This window comes from Pseudomonas sp. FW300-N2A2 (assembly GCF_017351735.1).
Taxonomy (GTDB): Bacteria; Pseudomonadota; Gammaproteobacteria; order Pseudomonadales; family Pseudomonadaceae; genus Aquipseudomonas; species Aquipseudomonas migulae.
Window position 1 is genome coordinate 434,442 of record NZ_JACNDU010000002.1, and the last position, 13,545, is coordinate 447,986.

Below are 13,545 nucleotides of genomic sequence, written 5' to 3' on the forward strand. Positions count from 1 at the left end.
CCATCGCCGGCAAGCCGGTCTCGCTCCTACAGGAGATTGGTGGTGTCAGTGGATTATCCAGCTAAGCAACCACAACCCCAGCAGCAACCAGATGATCCCCATGATGATCGACGCATTCATGAACGCCCGGATCGCCGACCACAACAGCATCAGCCCCAGGATCAGCGCAATGATACTGATGATCGAGGTGTCCATGCCCAGCGCGCTGGACAACCCTTCGACGAAGTTGCTACCGGCGTTGCTCAACTGATTGAACAGGCCGCTGAGGGCGTCAACGATAAAGCGGATGACCGAGCCGAGCGCCTGGCCGAGCCATTCGAAAAAACTGTCTACCTGCATGTCGTTAACGTCCTGATGTAAGTGGTTGAGCCTTGGGCCAGTCATCGCAGCGCCGAGTTCCCCGATACGGCAATCGTATGAGTATGACGCAAGATTCTGCTTCGTTGATGCACTTGTAGGAGCAGAGCTTGCTCGCGAAAGCGGTGGAACATCCAACATAAATGCTGCCATTTACACCGCCATCGCGAGCAAGCTCAGCTCCTACAGGAGCTAACGCCACTTGCCATCCCCGGCCATCCCCCCGAAGCTATACGCCTTCAGGAGAGCCCGATGAACCTTGTTGAACTGACCGAACGCCTGCACGCCATCCGTGACCGCAATGACTGGCGGCAATTTCACAGCCCGAAAAACCTGGCCATGGCCGCGAGCGTGGAAATGTCCGAGCTGGTGGAGATCTTCCAGTGGCTGACCGAAGACCAGTCGCGCCAGTTGCCGGCGGACAAACTCGCCCATGCCGGGCAGGAAGTCGGCGACATCGTGCTCTATCTACTGCTGCTGTGCAGCGAGTTGGGGTTGGACATGAATGAAGTGGTGCGCAGCAAACTCGCGGACAGTGAACGGAGGTTCAGCTGATGAGCGACCGTCATTTCGATCAACTGGCGACCCGCTTCGCCGAAAAGATTTACGGTGGTGCCAAAGGTGCGATCCGTCTGGCGGTGCTTCAGGCCGACCTGGCGGAAACCCTGCCGGACCGCCCCTTGCGCGTACTCGACATCGGCGCCGGCCTGGGCCACATGTCGTTGTGGCTGGCCCAGCGCGGGCATGACGTGACACTGGCCGAACCTGCCGAACCCATGCTTGAAGGGGCGCGCCAGCGCTTTGCTGATGCAGGCCAGACGGCCACTTTTATTCAGGCGCCGTGGCAGGACCTGCTCGGTCAGCTCACCGAACCCTACGACCTGGTGTTGTGCCATGCCGTACTGGAATGGTTGGCCGAACCCCACGCGATTCTGCCGGTGCTGCATCAACTGACGAAGCAGGACGGCTGGTTGTCCCTGGCGTTTTACAACCGCGATGCACTGATCTACCGCAACCTGCTCAAGGGCCACTTCCGCAAAATGCGCAAGAACGACATGGCCGGCGAAAAGCAGAGCCTGACGCCGCAACAGCCCCTTGATCCGCGTGAATTGGCGGTGCAACTTGAAGGTCTGTGGCAGGTCGAAACCCAGAGCGGGGTTCGTGTTTTTCACGACTACATGCCAGTGGAATTTCAGGCTCGCGCCGAACTGGTGGACTTGCTTGAAATGGAGCTGGCCCACCGGCGTCACCCAAGTTTTGCCGGGCTTGGACGCTACCTGCACTGGATCTGTCGGCCGATCTGATCGGAGGGCGAAATGAAACGTCGTACCGGGTTACTGGTGATCTGTCTGGGATTGGCTGCCTGCCAGGGCAGCAACCCTTATGTGGCGACGTCCAACCCCTTGCCGCCGGCACCGCCCGAGGCCGCCAACACGTTCGACCGCAGCGCCTATCCGGCCCCGCCGCGTGACTATGGCCGCTACCACAGTTGGGCCTGGCTCAATGGGCAACTGCCGCCGGGTTCGGCGTGGGCGGACTCGGCGCAAGTCGCCGAAGCCGTGAGCAACGCCCTCGATCAGCGCGGCTTGCGCCCGCTGCACGACAATCGTCCGGCGGACCTGTTCGTCAGCGCCAATCTGCATCTGGAAACCCGCTTGCGGCAGGTTCAGGACGACTACGGTTACTACGGCGGCGGGTATGGCGGCTACAACCGCTACGGCAGCGGTTATGGCATGTACAACACGGTGCCGATCGTGCGCACCTATTCGGAACAGGTCGTGGTGGTACAGGTGGACATGTTCGATGCTCAAAGCGGTCAACCCGTCTGGAGTTCGAGCGCCGAAACCAGCAACAAAGGCAGCCAGAGTGCACGCGCCGATGCCATTCGGGAGGCTGTGGAAAAGGCCATGTCGGCGTATCCTCCTAGTTAGCTTCTGTAAAAAAGAAGCGTTTCACAGGTTCATGTCTTCAATCGGAGAATCATCATGTTCCGCCGTCTCGTTTTACTGGCAGTGGCCGCGCTCCTGACAGCCTGCGCCGCCAACCAGGTCAATCATGACTTCGACGCCAGCCGCGATTTTGCCGCCTATCGCAGCTGGAGCTGGAAAGACCCCGCCCTGCAATATCGCCCCGATGACCCACGGATCAAGAGCGACCTGACCGAACAGCGCATCCGCCAATCGGTGGCCGATCAGCTGGACCAGCGTGGCCTTCGTCCTGCCGCTGCGGGCAAAAAGGGTGATGTGAGTGTGCAAACCTACCTGATCGTCGAAGACCGTCAGCAACAAGTGACCACCAACTACGGCGGCGCTTGGGGTAACCCGTGGAATGGCTACTGGGGCGGGCCGATGTACAACGAAACCCGCAACATCAGCTACAAAGTGGCGATCATCCAGATCGACCTGCTCGACGGCAAGGACGGCAAACTGGTGTGGCGCGGCAGTGACGAACAAATCCTCAGCCGCACGCCGAACCCGTCGGACCGCAGCACAGCGATACGTGAGACGGTCGGGCGGATACTCGCCAATTACCCACCCAAATAAACCTGTAGGAGCCGGCTTGCCGGCGATGGCGGTTCAACACTCAACATCTATGTTGAATATGGCACCGCCATCGCCAGCAAGCTGGCTCCTACAGGTTTTCTGTTGTCTGGACTTAAAGGCAAAGCCTATCGGGTGACTTGATCGTCCACTGCTATCGGCAACTCAATACAGAACCGAGCGCCCTCGGCCGAGTTGCTCGCACGCAGTGTTCCCCCCATGTTCTCGATGATGCCAATGCTCACCGACAACCCCAGCCCCGTACCCACACCCACCGGTTTAGTGGTGAAAAACGGTTCGAAAATCCGCTCCAGCAACTGCGGATCGATACCGCCACCGTTGTCCTCGACCCACAGTCGCACTGAATGCTCGTCACGTTCGGTGTGCAGCGAAATCCACGGTTTGAAATCCCCATCCGTTTCGCATCTGCTCAGCAATGCATCCCGCGCGTTGACCATCAGGTTAATCAGCACCTGTTCCAGCTGATCGACATTGCCACGCACCTGAACCTGGAAACCGGTCTCGCTGACCCTGAGCTCGACGCCTTTGCCTCGCAACTCCTCGGCCAGCAGCGACAGCGTGCCCCCGATGGCGTCAACCGGATTGAAGGGATGCTGCTCGGCCTCCGAGCGGCGGCCGAACACCCGCATGTGATCCACCACCCGAGCCGCACGCTGGACCTGGGCATCGATGCGGTTGAGTTTGTCGATCAGGTAGTCGACCTGCACTTCACCGCTGTCCAGGCGCTTGAGCACGTTGACGATGGCCAGACGCATCACGTTCAGCGGCTGGCTGATTTCATGCGCCAGGCCCGTGGCCATTTCGCCAAGGGTGGCCATTTTCGCGCTCTGGGCCGTCGCGGCGTCCTGTTGCTGGTTTTTGATGTCGCTGATGTCGAGCATGAAACCCACCAGCCGCCGGTCTTTGCCGACGCCCATGGCTTGCCCTTGCAGGCGATACCAGGTCGGCGTGTCGGGGTGATGCAGGCGCACGCAGAGCAATAAAGGTGTGCCGTCGTCCTGCAAGTCTTGCAGGCGACTGCGCAGCGCTTTGCGGTCGACAGGGTGGACTTGCTCGAGCCAGGCGTGCAGCGGCATGCGTGTGCTGATCAGGTTCAGTGTGTTGGCCAGCGACGACGCCAATTGCACCTCGGCGCTGTCGCTGAAAATTTCCCACCATCCGCTGCCGAGCAAGGCTTGCAGCGATTCCAGTCGCTCCAGTTGCAGATGGTGCTGATGCTCACGCAAACGCTCCAGCAATGGCCCGGCGAGCGCGGCGGCGAGCTGCAGCCAGTCGCGCTCTCCGACGTCGGGTGCACGTTGTTGCACCGGGTAAAAACCACAGAGCAACCACGCGACCACGCCTTGCGCATCGTGGTAAGGCACCGCAAGCCCTTCGGCATTACCGAAGAGGCTGTGCAGGCGCGGGTGCTCGCCGAGGGTCAAATGCTGCGGGGCGGAGCCGTTCAAACTGTCGAGCCCGGTGCCCAGGCGTTGACCGTTTTGCCACAGCCGGGGCGCATCAAAGGCCGCGTAATGTTGGTGGATCTGCCAGCCGTCTTCCTGTTCATCCAGCAACGCCACGGCCATGCACGGAATTTGAAAACGCCGCGCCAGATGTTGCAGTTGTTCCAGCAGTACGTCGGGCAGGCGCGCCAGGCTGCACAGGCGCAACTGGTCGCCGATCTGTGTCGCGAGCAACTGGCAGAGTTCGCGGCTGCGCGCTTGCCGGCGTTCGTACAACAAATCGCCGATGTCCAGTAACTGCAACAGCCAGGCATCGGCCAACGGCTGCACCCAGCCGCGCAGGTGCAAGGGTTGCCCGCTGAGGCTGAAAAAGTCCAGATCCAGACTTTGTCCTTGCCAGTCGGCCGGTGAGCCTTGGACGGCGAGGCTGCTGTGCGGCATGAGGTAATCGTGTAGAAGCGGCGCCTGCGCGGCGGGGTGCTGCTGGGCCAGGCCATGGCGCAGCGGGCCCGCCAGATGAATGACCCGGCCTTCGGCGTCCAGGCGCATCTGTAAGCCGACACCTGGCACGCTCAGGGTGCTGGGGACTTCCGGTGGCGGCGGTGGATGGCGGTTGAGCAGACGCCCGAACAGCTTGTCCCCGGAACTCAAGGTTGCAGGCTCGAACGGGCGGCAAGGGTCGCCGGCAGATCAGGGAGCTTCAATATCCCGCCCACATAAGTGGCGCGGGAGAGATTGAAATTCAGCTCGGCGGGAATCCAGTCCAATTGCCGGCTCGGTTCCGTGGTGGCCACGGCATTTGTTTGCTTGCGGGGGAGGTTTGTTTTCATGAGTGCGTCTACCCTGACTATCACTATGTAATGTCAGCATAGAATCATTCAGCCAAAACGGACGTTTTTTACCCGATACAGTGCTTTGTCCTACTGATCAGGCTGATGCGAACGATCAGGCAACCGGTCGCCAATGCCCGATCATATGCTCCAGATCACCTGCGCCCAGCAGCTGAAAATCTCCACTGGACCCCGCCGCACTGGCGAGCAGTGTCACCTCGCCGGGCAGGCGTACCGGTTTGCGAAACTGCACGGCAATCTCGACGTTCGCCGTGGGCAAATGATCGGCAAGCGCAGCCAGCGTTCGCGCCTTGTTCCATAACCCATGGGCAATGGCCGTCGGGAAGCCGAACAGTTTGGCGCTTACCGCACTCAGGTGAATCGGGTTGTAGTCGCCGGACACTTTGGCGTATTGCCGACCGATGTCCGCCGGCGCTTTCCAGCGGGTGACTTCGCTCAACGGCAACGTCGGTGTCAGCACGTCCTCGGCCGGTTCGCCTTCGAGTTTGACCCCGCGACAGAGCATCCGGCTCTCAGCTTCCCACAACGGCCCCAACTGATCATCGAGCGTTGTCAGCAGCTCGAATGTCGCCCCCTTCGCATGGGGTTGCAGATTCTGCACCTGCACGCTGATGCGCGCGCGGTTCACGCCGCCCATGGGCCGCAAGACGCGAATGCGGTTGCTCAGGTGAATCAACCCCAGCAGCGGAAACGGAAAATCCCTGGCGGTCAGCAGTTGCATCTGCAGCGCGAACGCCAGGATGTGTGGATAAGTCGGCGGCAACAAACCGTTGTCGGCAAACCCGCAGACGTTGCGATAGGCCGCCAGGCGTTTCGGGTCAATATCGACCCAGCAACGCAAACCCGAATCGGGCAGCGTGGTGCCGGTGATCTTGCGGCGCGTAGCGGCCTGCACATACAACCCTGGCAGGCTCGGTTCGCGGTTGAGTGTGTGCCAATCGGTGATCATCGCTAAGCCCCCAAGACACTTTGTCCACAGACCCGCAGCGCTTGCCCGCTGAACGCACCGGTGCCAGGTTGCGCCAGCCAGGCCACCGCTTCGGCAACGTCCTGCGGCAGGCCGCCCTGGCCCAGCGAACTCATGCGCCGGCCGGCCTCACGCAAGCCAAAGGGAATGTGCGCGGTCATCTGTGTTTCGATGAACCCCGGCGCCACCGCGTTGATGCTGATGCCGCGCTCATTGAGCAACGGCGCCCAGGCCTGGGCCAGACCGATCAACCCCGCCTTGCTCGCCGCGTAATTGGTTTGCCCGCGATTGCCGGCGATGCCGCTGATGGACGCCAGCAGAATCACCCGGCCGTTATCGTGCAAGGTGCCGCTGTCGAGCAGAGCCTTGGTCAGCACTTGTGGTGCATTGAGATTGACCGCGAGCACCGCGTCCCAGAATTCCGGGGTCATGTTGGCCAGGGTTTTATCGCGGGTGATGCCGGCGTTGTGCACCACGATATCGACGCCGTCAGGCAACTGCTCGATCAACTGCGTGGCGGCGTCTTCGGCGCAGATGTCCAGGGTGATGCTGCGTCCGCCGAGGCGTGCGGCGAGGGCGTCGAGATCGGTTTTCGCCGGTGGCACGTCGAGCAGGATCACGTCGGCGCCGTCACGGGCCAGGGTTTCGGCAATCGATGCTCCGATGCCACGCGCCGCGCCGGTGACCAGCGCCTTGCGCCCCGACAACGGACGCGTCCAGTCCGTCACGGGCGTGGCGCAGGGGTTCAGGTGAATCACTTGCCCGGAGACGAACGCACTTTTGGGCGAAAGGAAAAACCGCAGCGGGCCTTCCAGTTGATCCTCGGCACCTTCGCCGACGTGGATCAGTTGCAAGGTGCCGCCACTGCGCAGTTCCTTGGCCAGCGAACGACTGAAGCCTTCCAGGGCGCGCTGGGCGCTGGCGGCAAACGGATCGCTCAACGTCTGCGGCGTGCGTCCGAGAATGACCAGGTGCGCGCAGTGATCGAGGTTTTTCATCAGCGGCTGAAAGAACTCGCGCAGTTGCTTGAGCTGATCGGTTTGCACCAGATGACTGGCGTCGAACACCACCGCCTTGAGTTTCGGGCCGTGGCCGGGAATCCACGCGGTGGCGATCGAAGGTTCGCTGCCGTAGCTGTAAATCGCATCGGTCAGGCGGTTGGCGAAGGCGCTGACTTTTTCCGCCAGCGGCCCGCCGCCGATCAGCAGCGCCCCCTCGACAGGCCGTAGCCGGCCCGCCTGCCAGCGTTCCAGCCGAACCGGCGACGGCAGCCCCAAGGCCCCGACCAGACGATGGCCGATGGATGAATTGGCGAAGTCGATATAGCGGTCAGACATGGAACGCGCTCCAGCAGCTGGGGTTCAAAGTGTGGACCACGAATGGCAATCAGTCGTTCGATCCACGAGATAAGGCCTACGCTTGGACATTGCAGATTGGTTTTATCCCGGGATTTTTATGGCGCGATCCTTGTAGGAGCGAAGCTTGCTCGCGAAGGCGGTATATCAGCTACATGGATGTCGACTGACCCAACGCTTTCGCGAGCAAGCTTCGCTCCTACAGAGGGGGGGGCGCGCATTTGGATTTTCATCAGGAGCTTTTTCATGACTCAGCTGCGCCGCGTCGCGATCATCGGCGGTAACCGGATTCCCTTCGCACGCTCCAACGGGCCGTACGCTACCGCGAGTAACCAGGCGATGCTCACCGCCGCGCTCGAAGGCCTGATCGAACGTTTCAACCTGCACGGCCTGCGCATGGGCGAAGTGGCGGCGGGCGCGGTGCTCAAGCATTCCCGGGACTTCAACCTGACCCGCGAATGCGTGCTCGGCTCGCGGCTGTCGCCGACCACGCCGGCCTATGACATTCAGCAAGCGTGCGGCACCGGGCTGGAAGCGGCGTTGCTGGTGGCGAATAAAATTGCCCTGGGCCAGATCGAATGCGGCATTGCTGGCGGCGTCGACACCACGTCCGACGCGCCCATCGGCATCAACGAAGGTTTGCGCAAAATCCTCCTGCAAGCCAACCGCGCCAAGACCACTGCCGACAAATTTAAAACCTTTTTGCAGCTGCGACCGGGTCATCTCGTCCCTGAATTTCCGCGCAACGGCGAACCCCGCACCGGCCTGTCGATGGGCGAACACTGCGAGCTGATGGCGCAGACCTGGAACATTGCGCGCGCCGAGCAGGATCAACTGGCGCTGGAAAGTCATCAGAAAATGGCGGCCTCCTATACCGAAGGCTGGCACAACGACCTGATGACGCCATTCCTCGGCCTGACCCGCGACAACAACCTGCGCCCGGACCTGACCCTGGAAAAACTTGCGTCGCTGAAACCGGCGTTCGAGAAAAGCGCCAAAGGCACGCTGACCGCCGGCAACTCGACGCCGCTCACCGACGGCGCGTCGCTGGTGCTGCTGGGCAGCGAAGAATGGGCGAAGGAACGCGGCTTGCCGATCCTTGCGTATTTGCGCGATGGCGAGGCGGCGGCGGTGGATTTCGTCAACGGTGCCGAAGGGCTGTTGATGGCGCCGGTGTACGCGGTCCCGCGTTTGCTGGCGCGCAATAGCCTGACCTTGCAGGACTTCGATTACTACGAAATCCACGAAGCTTTTGCCGCACAAGTGCTCTGCACCTTGAAGGCGTGGGAAGACCCTGAGTACTGCAAAACCCGTCTCGGCCTCGACGCGCCACTGGGCTCCATCGACCGCAGCCGGCTCAACGTCAAAGGCAGTTCACTGGCGGCGGGACATCCGTTTGCAGCGACGGGCGGGCGCATTGTCGCCAATCTGGCCAAGCTGCTCGATGCCGCTGGAAAGGGCCGGGGGCTGATCTCGATTTGTGCGGCGGGCGGGCAGGGCGTCACCGCCATCATCGAACGTTGATGATTTCATCAGATGAAACAGGGAACCTGTGGGAGTGAGCCTGCTCGCGATGGCGGCGTGTCAGTCGGCAAATTTGTTAACTGACACGCCGCCATCGCGAGCAGGCTCACTCCTACAGGGGATTTGTGGTGTTGATTGGAGAGGTGACATGGCCTAACGTCCGCCTAATCAGCAACCTCGCGACACAAGGCCAGTCAATGCCGACTAACGGACAACAATCCCTCGAACGGACCATCCCGGCCCTGACCGTGTTGCCGCGTCCGTTGTACGCACGTGCCGAAAGCCTCAACGCCGGTTCATGGACGCCGTCTCACCGCCACGACTGGGTGCAATTCTCCTACGCCATCAGCGGCGTCCTCGGTGTGCACACCGCCGAGGGCAGTTTTTTTGCGCCGCCGCAGTGGGGGATCTGGATTCCGGCGGATCTCGAACATCAGGTCGTGACCTCGATGCGCGCCGAGATGCGCAGCCTTTACGTGCGTCGCGAGGATTGCCAATGGGCGGACGGGCGTTGCCGGGTGTTGGAAGTGACGCCGCTGGCGCGGGAGCTGATCAAGAGTTTTTGTGCGCTGCCGGTGGAATATCCACAGGGTGACAGCCCGGAGGCGCGGCTGGTGAATGTGCTGCTGGATCAACTGGCGAATTTGCCGGAGGTCGGTTTCTCGCTGCCCCTGCCGCGCCATGAACGCTTGCTGGGCTTGTGCAACGAATTGATCGAAAACCCGGAACACAACGTGACCCTGCAGGAATGGGCACAACGATTGGGTACGTCGGAGAAGACCCTGATGCGCTTGTTCCAGCGGGAAACGGGATTGAGTTTTCGTGGCTGGCGGCAACGGATGCGGCTGCTGTCGTCGTTGAATTTGCTGGAGGCGGGGGACAGCGTGACGAATGCGGCGTTGGCGTGCGGGTATGACTCGACGTCGGCGTTTATTGCGGCGTTTAGAGGATTGTTCGGGTTTACGCCTGGAGAGTTGTTCAGACAGTGACGGCCTCTTCGCGGGCAAGCCTCGCTCCTACAAAAACAGCGTAAAACCCTGTAGGAGCGAGGCTTGCCCGCGAATGGCCGCGAAGCGGCCACCGGGATTTTTGGATCAGGTACGGAAACGGCGAACCAACCCATCCAGCTCATTCGACAACCCGGCCAGGCTCTGCGAATCCAACCGCGCCGAGTTCGCCAGTTCTGCCACCAACTGCGCATCGCCATGAATCTGGCTGATGTGCCGATTGATGTCTTCGGCCACCTGATGCTGCTGTTCAGCCGCCGTGGCGATCTGGGTGTTCATGTCGCGGATCACGTCCACCGATTCACGGATCTGCCCGAAGCTGCTGCGCGCCTCACCGATGCGAGTCACCGACTGCTGCGACACTTCCAGGCTCGCATGCATCTGCTGAGTCACCTGGCTGGTGCGCTTGGCGAGGTTGCCAAGCAGGCCGTCGATTTCCGCTGTGGAGTCGGCGGTGCGCTTGGCCAAGGCCCGCACTTCGTCCGCCACCACCGCAAAACCGCGACCTTGTTCACCGGCCCGTGCGGCCTCGATGGCAGCGTTCAACGCCAGCAGGTTGGTCTGTTCGGCGATTGAACGGATAGTCCCGAGAATCGACTGAATGTCGTTGCTGTCGCGCTCAAGTTGTTGCATCGACTGCGCCGACTGTTCGATTTCCTGGCTCAGGCGATCAACGCTGGTCACGGCGGCATCAATCTGTTGCTGACCTTCGCGTGCCTGGCGCTGGCCACTGTCGGCCGACTCGGCCGCCTGGCTGCACGAGCGCGCGACTTCGTTGGCGGTGGCGACCATTTCGTGGAACGCGGTCGACACCATGTCCACTGCTTCACGCTGGCGTCCGGCCGCTTCGGCCATGTCGCTGGAGACCTGGGTCGAGCTCTTGGAGGTGGCGAGGATTTTGGTCGCGGCGCCGCCGATGCTTTGAATCAGGTTGCGAATCGCCGCCAGGAACTGGTTGAACCAGTTGGCCAGTTGCGCGGTTTCGTCGCTGCCACGGATTTGCAGGTTCTTGGTCAGGTCGCCTTCACCTTGGGCAATGCCTTCCAGGCCATCGGCCACACTGCGGATCGGACGCACGATGACGCTGGCGAAACTGGCGCCGACGACGGCGAAGACCACTGCCAGCACGGCGGCGATGATTGCGATCAACCAGGTCAGTTGGGTCGCGGTGCTCATCACATCGCTTTGTTTGATCAGGCCGATGAAGGTCCAGCCCAGTTGCTCGGAAGGCCAGACGTTGGCCATGTAGCGCTCGCCATTGAGCTCGACTTCGACCAGGCCTTTGCCGGCCTTGGCCAGTTGCGCATAACCCTCGCCGAGGCTGCCCAGTGCCTTGAAGTTGTGTTCCGGTTGTTTCGGATCGACCAGTACGGTGCCGGAGTTTTCCAGCAGCATCAGGTAGCCGGTTTCGCCGAGCTTGATCTGTTTAACCAGTTCGGTGAGCTGTTTGAGCGACACGTCGATGCTGACCACGCCACCGTTGGTGCCCAGCTTGTTGTCGATGGTGCGTACGGTGCTGACGTAGGACGTATCATTTTCGGCCCAGTAATAGGCCTCGGTACGGAACGGCTTGCCCGGTTTGGCCTGGGCCGCCTTGTACCACGGACGCTGGCGCGGGTCGTAGTTGGCCAGCTTGGCATCGTCCGGCCACGACACGTAACCGCCGGCCGCAGTGCCGAGGATCGCGTAGGCGTAGGACGGATGGGCGTTGCCCAGGTCCTGCAGGAAGCCGAAGACTTTTTTGTCCGCCTCGCCTTGGGGAACGCTGGCGGCGTCGGCCTTCATGTAGGTCTTGAGGCTGTCGTCGGAGTTTGTGATCAGCGGTTGCTTGGCCAGGTATTCAACGTTCTGGCTGATGCCGTCGAAAAACAGTTGCATGGCATTGCTGACCTGACGGATTTCACGACCGCTGTTGTCGACGAACTCGTCCTTGGCATCACTGCGCAAGTTCAACACAACGAGGGTGGCGACCAGCACCACGGGCAGGCAGGCGATGATTGCAAACGCCCACGTCAACTTCTGTTTGATGTTCATCCGCGCTCCAGATTTTCTTGTAGGCCCACGCAGTGCAGATGACTCGCGGATTTATTGGCAGCCGTAAACGTTTTGTTGAACCCGATCCCTTGGGCACGCCATCGTTTTCTGTCGGAACGATCGTCGGACAATTCACTTTGTTACAGATGACTTCGGCTGCTAAAGGAGGAAATTGAGGGCTGTTGAAAAAAATCTTGCGAGCGGTAGGGACCGGTATGTCGGATTCTGTCGCAAATCCCCTCGCATCCCTTCTCCAACAAGTGCTGCCGGCTCGGCTATGATCCTTGGCGGTCGATGAGCATCGGCGGGTTTGCCGGGTTTTTTCGGCACATTGTGTGCATCCGCAACGTTCATAGGTCGGTAACCCCTCCCCCGAATGAGTGGATTGCCGTATAACGAATGACTTTCGCGTGTTTGGTAATAAAGGACCCACAATAAAAGCTGATGAAGACTCCAAAACGCATTGAACCCCTGATCGAGGACGGTCTGGTCGACGAGGTGCTGCGCCCACTCATGAGTGGTAAAGAAGCAGCTGTTTATGTGGTGCGCTGCGGCAACGAGTTGCGTTGCGCGAAGGTCTACAAGGAGGCGAATAAACGCAGTTTCCGCCAGGCGTCCGAGTACCAGGAAGGTCGCAAGGTACGCAACAGCCGTCAGGCTCGGGCGATGGCCAAGGGCTCCAAGTTCGGCAAGAAAGAAACCGAAGACGCCTGGCAGAACGCCGAAGTGGCGGCGCTGTTTCGTCTGGCCGGTGCGGGTGTGCGGGTTCCTCAGCCTTACGACTTCCTTGAAGGTGTGCTGCTGATGGAACTGGTGGCCGACGAGTACGGCGATGCCGCCCCGCGTCTGAACGACGTGGTGCTGGAGCCGGACCAGGCGCGCGAATATCACGCATTCCTGATCTCGCAGATCGTGCTGATGTTGTGTACCGGCCTGGTGCACGGTGACCTGTCCGAGTTCAACGTACTGTTGACGCCAACCGGCCCGGTCATCATCGACTTGCCGCAAGCGGTCGACGCGGCGGGCAACAACCACGCGTTCAGCATGCTGGAGCGCGACGTGGGCAACATGGCGTCCTACTTCGGGCGGTTTGCCCCGGAGTTGAAAAAGACCAAATACGCCAAGGAAATGTGGGCCTTGTACGAAGCCGGCACCTTGCACCCGGCCAGTGTCTTGACCGGCGAGTTCGACGAACCGGAAGAGTTGGCCGACGTCGGCGGGATCATGCGCGAAATCGAGGCGGCACGCCTGGATGAAGAACGCAAACAAGCGATACGCGCAGCAGATGATGCGCCACCGAGCAAAACCGAAGAACCGCCTCCACCGTGGATGCAGTGATCGGTTGACGAAAAACCCGGCTTCGGCCGGGTTTTTTGTTCGGGATGAAGACTCGGGACCGCGTCGTTTGGTTCGCGGGCAAGTCGGATCGCCGCACCGCTCGCTC

General features: G+C 61.0%; 13 protein-coding genes and 1 pseudogene. 7 read left to right on the forward strand and 7 right to left on the reverse strand.

What is annotated here, in order from left to right; translation table 11 throughout:
• Window positions 1-45 precede the first annotated feature (45 nt).
• On the reverse strand, window positions 46-339 hold the full coding sequence (locus J4E42_RS05440; protein ID WP_008031285.1) for a hypothetical protein: 294 nt from the start codon (window positions 337-339) through the stop codon (window positions 46-48).
• A 270-nt stretch (window positions 340-609) separates the two neighbouring features.
• Between J4E42_RS05440 and J4E42_RS05445 the strand changes: the two genes are divergently transcribed.
• Genes J4E42_RS05445 through J4E42_RS05460 form a run of 4 tightly spaced genes read left to right on the forward strand, consistent with a single transcriptional unit; the run spans window position 610 to window position 2,900 of the window.
• Window positions 610-912 carry a MazG-like family protein gene (locus J4E42_RS05445; protein WP_007951009.1) on the forward strand — a complete coding sequence of 101 codons (303 nt, stop codon included), beginning with the start codon at window positions 610-612 and terminating at the stop codon, window positions 910-912.
• Window positions 912-1,661 carry a methyltransferase domain-containing protein gene (locus tag J4E42_RS05450; RefSeq protein ID WP_192226984.1) on the forward strand — a complete coding sequence of 250 codons (750 nt, stop codon included), beginning with the start codon at window positions 912-914 and terminating at the stop codon, window positions 1,659-1,661. Before J4E42_RS05445 ends, J4E42_RS05450 begins: the two co-directional genes overlap by 1 nt.
• Before the next feature lie 12 nt (window positions 1,662-1,673).
• On the forward strand, window positions 1,674-2,288 hold the full coding sequence (locus J4E42_RS05455; RefSeq protein WP_207284776.1) for a DUF4136 domain-containing protein: 615 nt from the start codon (window positions 1,674-1,676) through the stop codon (window positions 2,286-2,288).
• Window positions 2,289-2,342: 54 nt separating this feature from the next.
• Window positions 2,343-2,900 carry a DUF4136 domain-containing protein gene (locus tag J4E42_RS05460; RefSeq protein WP_008031292.1) on the forward strand — a complete coding sequence of 186 codons (558 nt, stop codon included), beginning with the start codon at window positions 2,343-2,345 and terminating at the stop codon, window positions 2,898-2,900.
• A gap of 125 nt (window positions 2,901-3,025) precedes the next feature.
• Here J4E42_RS05460 and J4E42_RS05465 read toward each other — a convergent pair whose 3' ends face one another.
• The 4 genes from J4E42_RS05465 to J4E42_RS05480 all read right to left on the reverse strand — a co-directional run bounded on the left by J4E42_RS05465 (window position 3,026) and on the right by J4E42_RS05480 (window position 7,518).
• On the reverse strand, window positions 3,026-5,014 hold the full coding sequence (locus tag J4E42_RS05465) for a sensor histidine kinase (RefSeq protein ID WP_207284777.1): 1,989 nt from the start codon (window positions 5,012-5,014) through the stop codon (window positions 3,026-3,028).
• Window positions 5,011-5,193, reverse strand: coding sequence for a hypothetical protein (locus J4E42_RS05470; RefSeq protein WP_008038747.1), 183 nt, complete (start codon window positions 5,191-5,193; stop codon window positions 5,011-5,013). Before J4E42_RS05470 ends, J4E42_RS05465 begins: the two co-directional genes overlap by 4 nt.
• 115 nt (window positions 5,194-5,308) lie before the next feature.
• On the reverse strand, window positions 5,309-6,163 hold the full coding sequence (locus tag J4E42_RS05475) for a MaoC family dehydratase (RefSeq protein ID WP_207284778.1): 855 nt from the start codon (window positions 6,161-6,163) through the stop codon (window positions 5,309-5,311).
• Between the two features lie 2 nt (window positions 6,164-6,165).
• Window positions 6,166-7,518 (reverse strand): 3-oxoacyl-ACP reductase, encoded by a 1,353-nt coding sequence (locus tag J4E42_RS05480; RefSeq protein WP_207284779.1) that lies wholly within the window; start codon window positions 7,516-7,518, stop codon window positions 6,166-6,168.
• A gap of 264 nt (window positions 7,519-7,782) precedes the next feature.
• Here J4E42_RS05480 and J4E42_RS05485 point away from each other — a divergent pair, with 264 nt between their 5' ends.
• Together J4E42_RS05485 and J4E42_RS05490 are read left to right on the forward strand one after the other, a co-directional pair.
• Complete coding sequence (locus J4E42_RS05485) at window positions 7,783-9,060, forward strand: acetyl-CoA C-acetyltransferase (RefSeq protein WP_207284780.1); 1,278 nt, start codon at window positions 7,783-7,785, stop codon at window positions 9,058-9,060.
• 197 nt (window positions 9,061-9,257) lie between these two features.
• Complete coding sequence (locus J4E42_RS05490; RefSeq protein ID WP_008031304.1) at window positions 9,258-10,049, forward strand: helix-turn-helix transcriptional regulator; 792 nt, start codon at window positions 9,258-9,260, stop codon at window positions 10,047-10,049.
• A 105-nt stretch (window positions 10,050-10,154) separates the two neighbouring features.
• Here J4E42_RS05490 and J4E42_RS29685 read toward each other — a convergent pair whose 3' ends face one another.
• The gene (locus tag J4E42_RS29685; protein WP_390959830.1) at window positions 10,155-10,922 is read right to left on the reverse strand and encodes a methyl-accepting chemotaxis protein; all 768 of its coding nucleotides are present in this window, start codon (window positions 10,920-10,922) and stop codon (window positions 10,155-10,157) included.
• A 90-nt stretch (window positions 10,923-11,012) separates the two neighbouring features.
• A pseudogene (locus J4E42_RS29690) lies at window positions 11,013-12,101 on the reverse strand (cache domain-containing protein); the annotation flags it as partial.
• A gap of 444 nt (window positions 12,102-12,545) precedes the next feature.
• Here J4E42_RS29690 and J4E42_RS05500 point away from each other — a divergent pair.
• Window positions 12,546-13,439, forward strand: a complete 894-nt coding sequence (locus tag J4E42_RS05500; protein ID WP_008038756.1) for a PA4780 family RIO1-like protein kinase — start codon at window positions 12,546-12,548, stop codon at window positions 13,437-13,439.
• Window positions 13,440-13,545 lie beyond the last annotated feature (106 nt).

What these genes read in the sequence shown, in the direction of transcription:
- J4E42_RS05440 (WP_008031285.1), bottom strand. Translation starts at nt 339, where the DNA reads ATGCAGGTAGACAGTTTTTTCGAATGGCTCGGCCAGGCGCTCGGCTCG.
- J4E42_RS05475 (WP_207284778.1), bottom strand. Translation starts at nt 6,163, where the DNA reads ATGATCACCGATTGGCACACACTCAACCGCGAACCGAGCCTGCCAGGG.
- J4E42_RS05480 (WP_207284779.1), bottom strand. Translation starts at nt 7,518, where the DNA reads ATGTCTGACCGCTATATCGACTTCGCCAATTCATCCATCGGCCATCGT.
- J4E42_RS05460 (WP_008031292.1), top strand. Translation starts at nt 2,343, where the DNA reads ATGTTCCGCCGTCTCGTTTTACTGGCAGTGGCCGCGCTCCTGACAGCC.
- J4E42_RS05470 (WP_008038747.1), bottom strand. Translation starts at nt 5,193, where the DNA reads ATGAAAACAAACCTCCCCCGCAAGCAAACAAATGCCGTGGCCACCACG.
- J4E42_RS05485 (WP_207284780.1), top strand. Translation starts at nt 7,783, where the DNA reads ATGACTCAGCTGCGCCGCGTCGCGATCATCGGCGGTAACCGGATTCCC.
- J4E42_RS05445 (WP_007951009.1), top strand. Translation starts at nt 610, where the DNA reads ATGAACCTTGTTGAACTGACCGAACGCCTGCACGCCATCCGTGACCGC.
- J4E42_RS05500 (WP_008038756.1), top strand. Translation starts at nt 12,546, where the DNA reads ATGAAGACTCCAAAACGCATTGAACCCCTGATCGAGGACGGTCTGGTC.
- J4E42_RS05455 (WP_207284776.1), top strand. Translation starts at nt 1,674, where the DNA reads ATGAAACGTCGTACCGGGTTACTGGTGATCTGTCTGGGATTGGCTGCC.
- J4E42_RS05490 (WP_008031304.1), top strand. Translation starts at nt 9,258, where the DNA reads ATGCCGACTAACGGACAACAATCCCTCGAACGGACCATCCCGGCCCTG.
- J4E42_RS05450 (WP_192226984.1), top strand. Translation starts at nt 912, where the DNA reads ATGAGCGACCGTCATTTCGATCAACTGGCGACCCGCTTCGCCGAAAAG.
- J4E42_RS29685 (WP_390959830.1), bottom strand. Translation starts at nt 10,922, where the DNA reads ATGGCCGAAGCGGCCGGACGCCAGCGTGAAGCAGTGGACATGGTGTCG.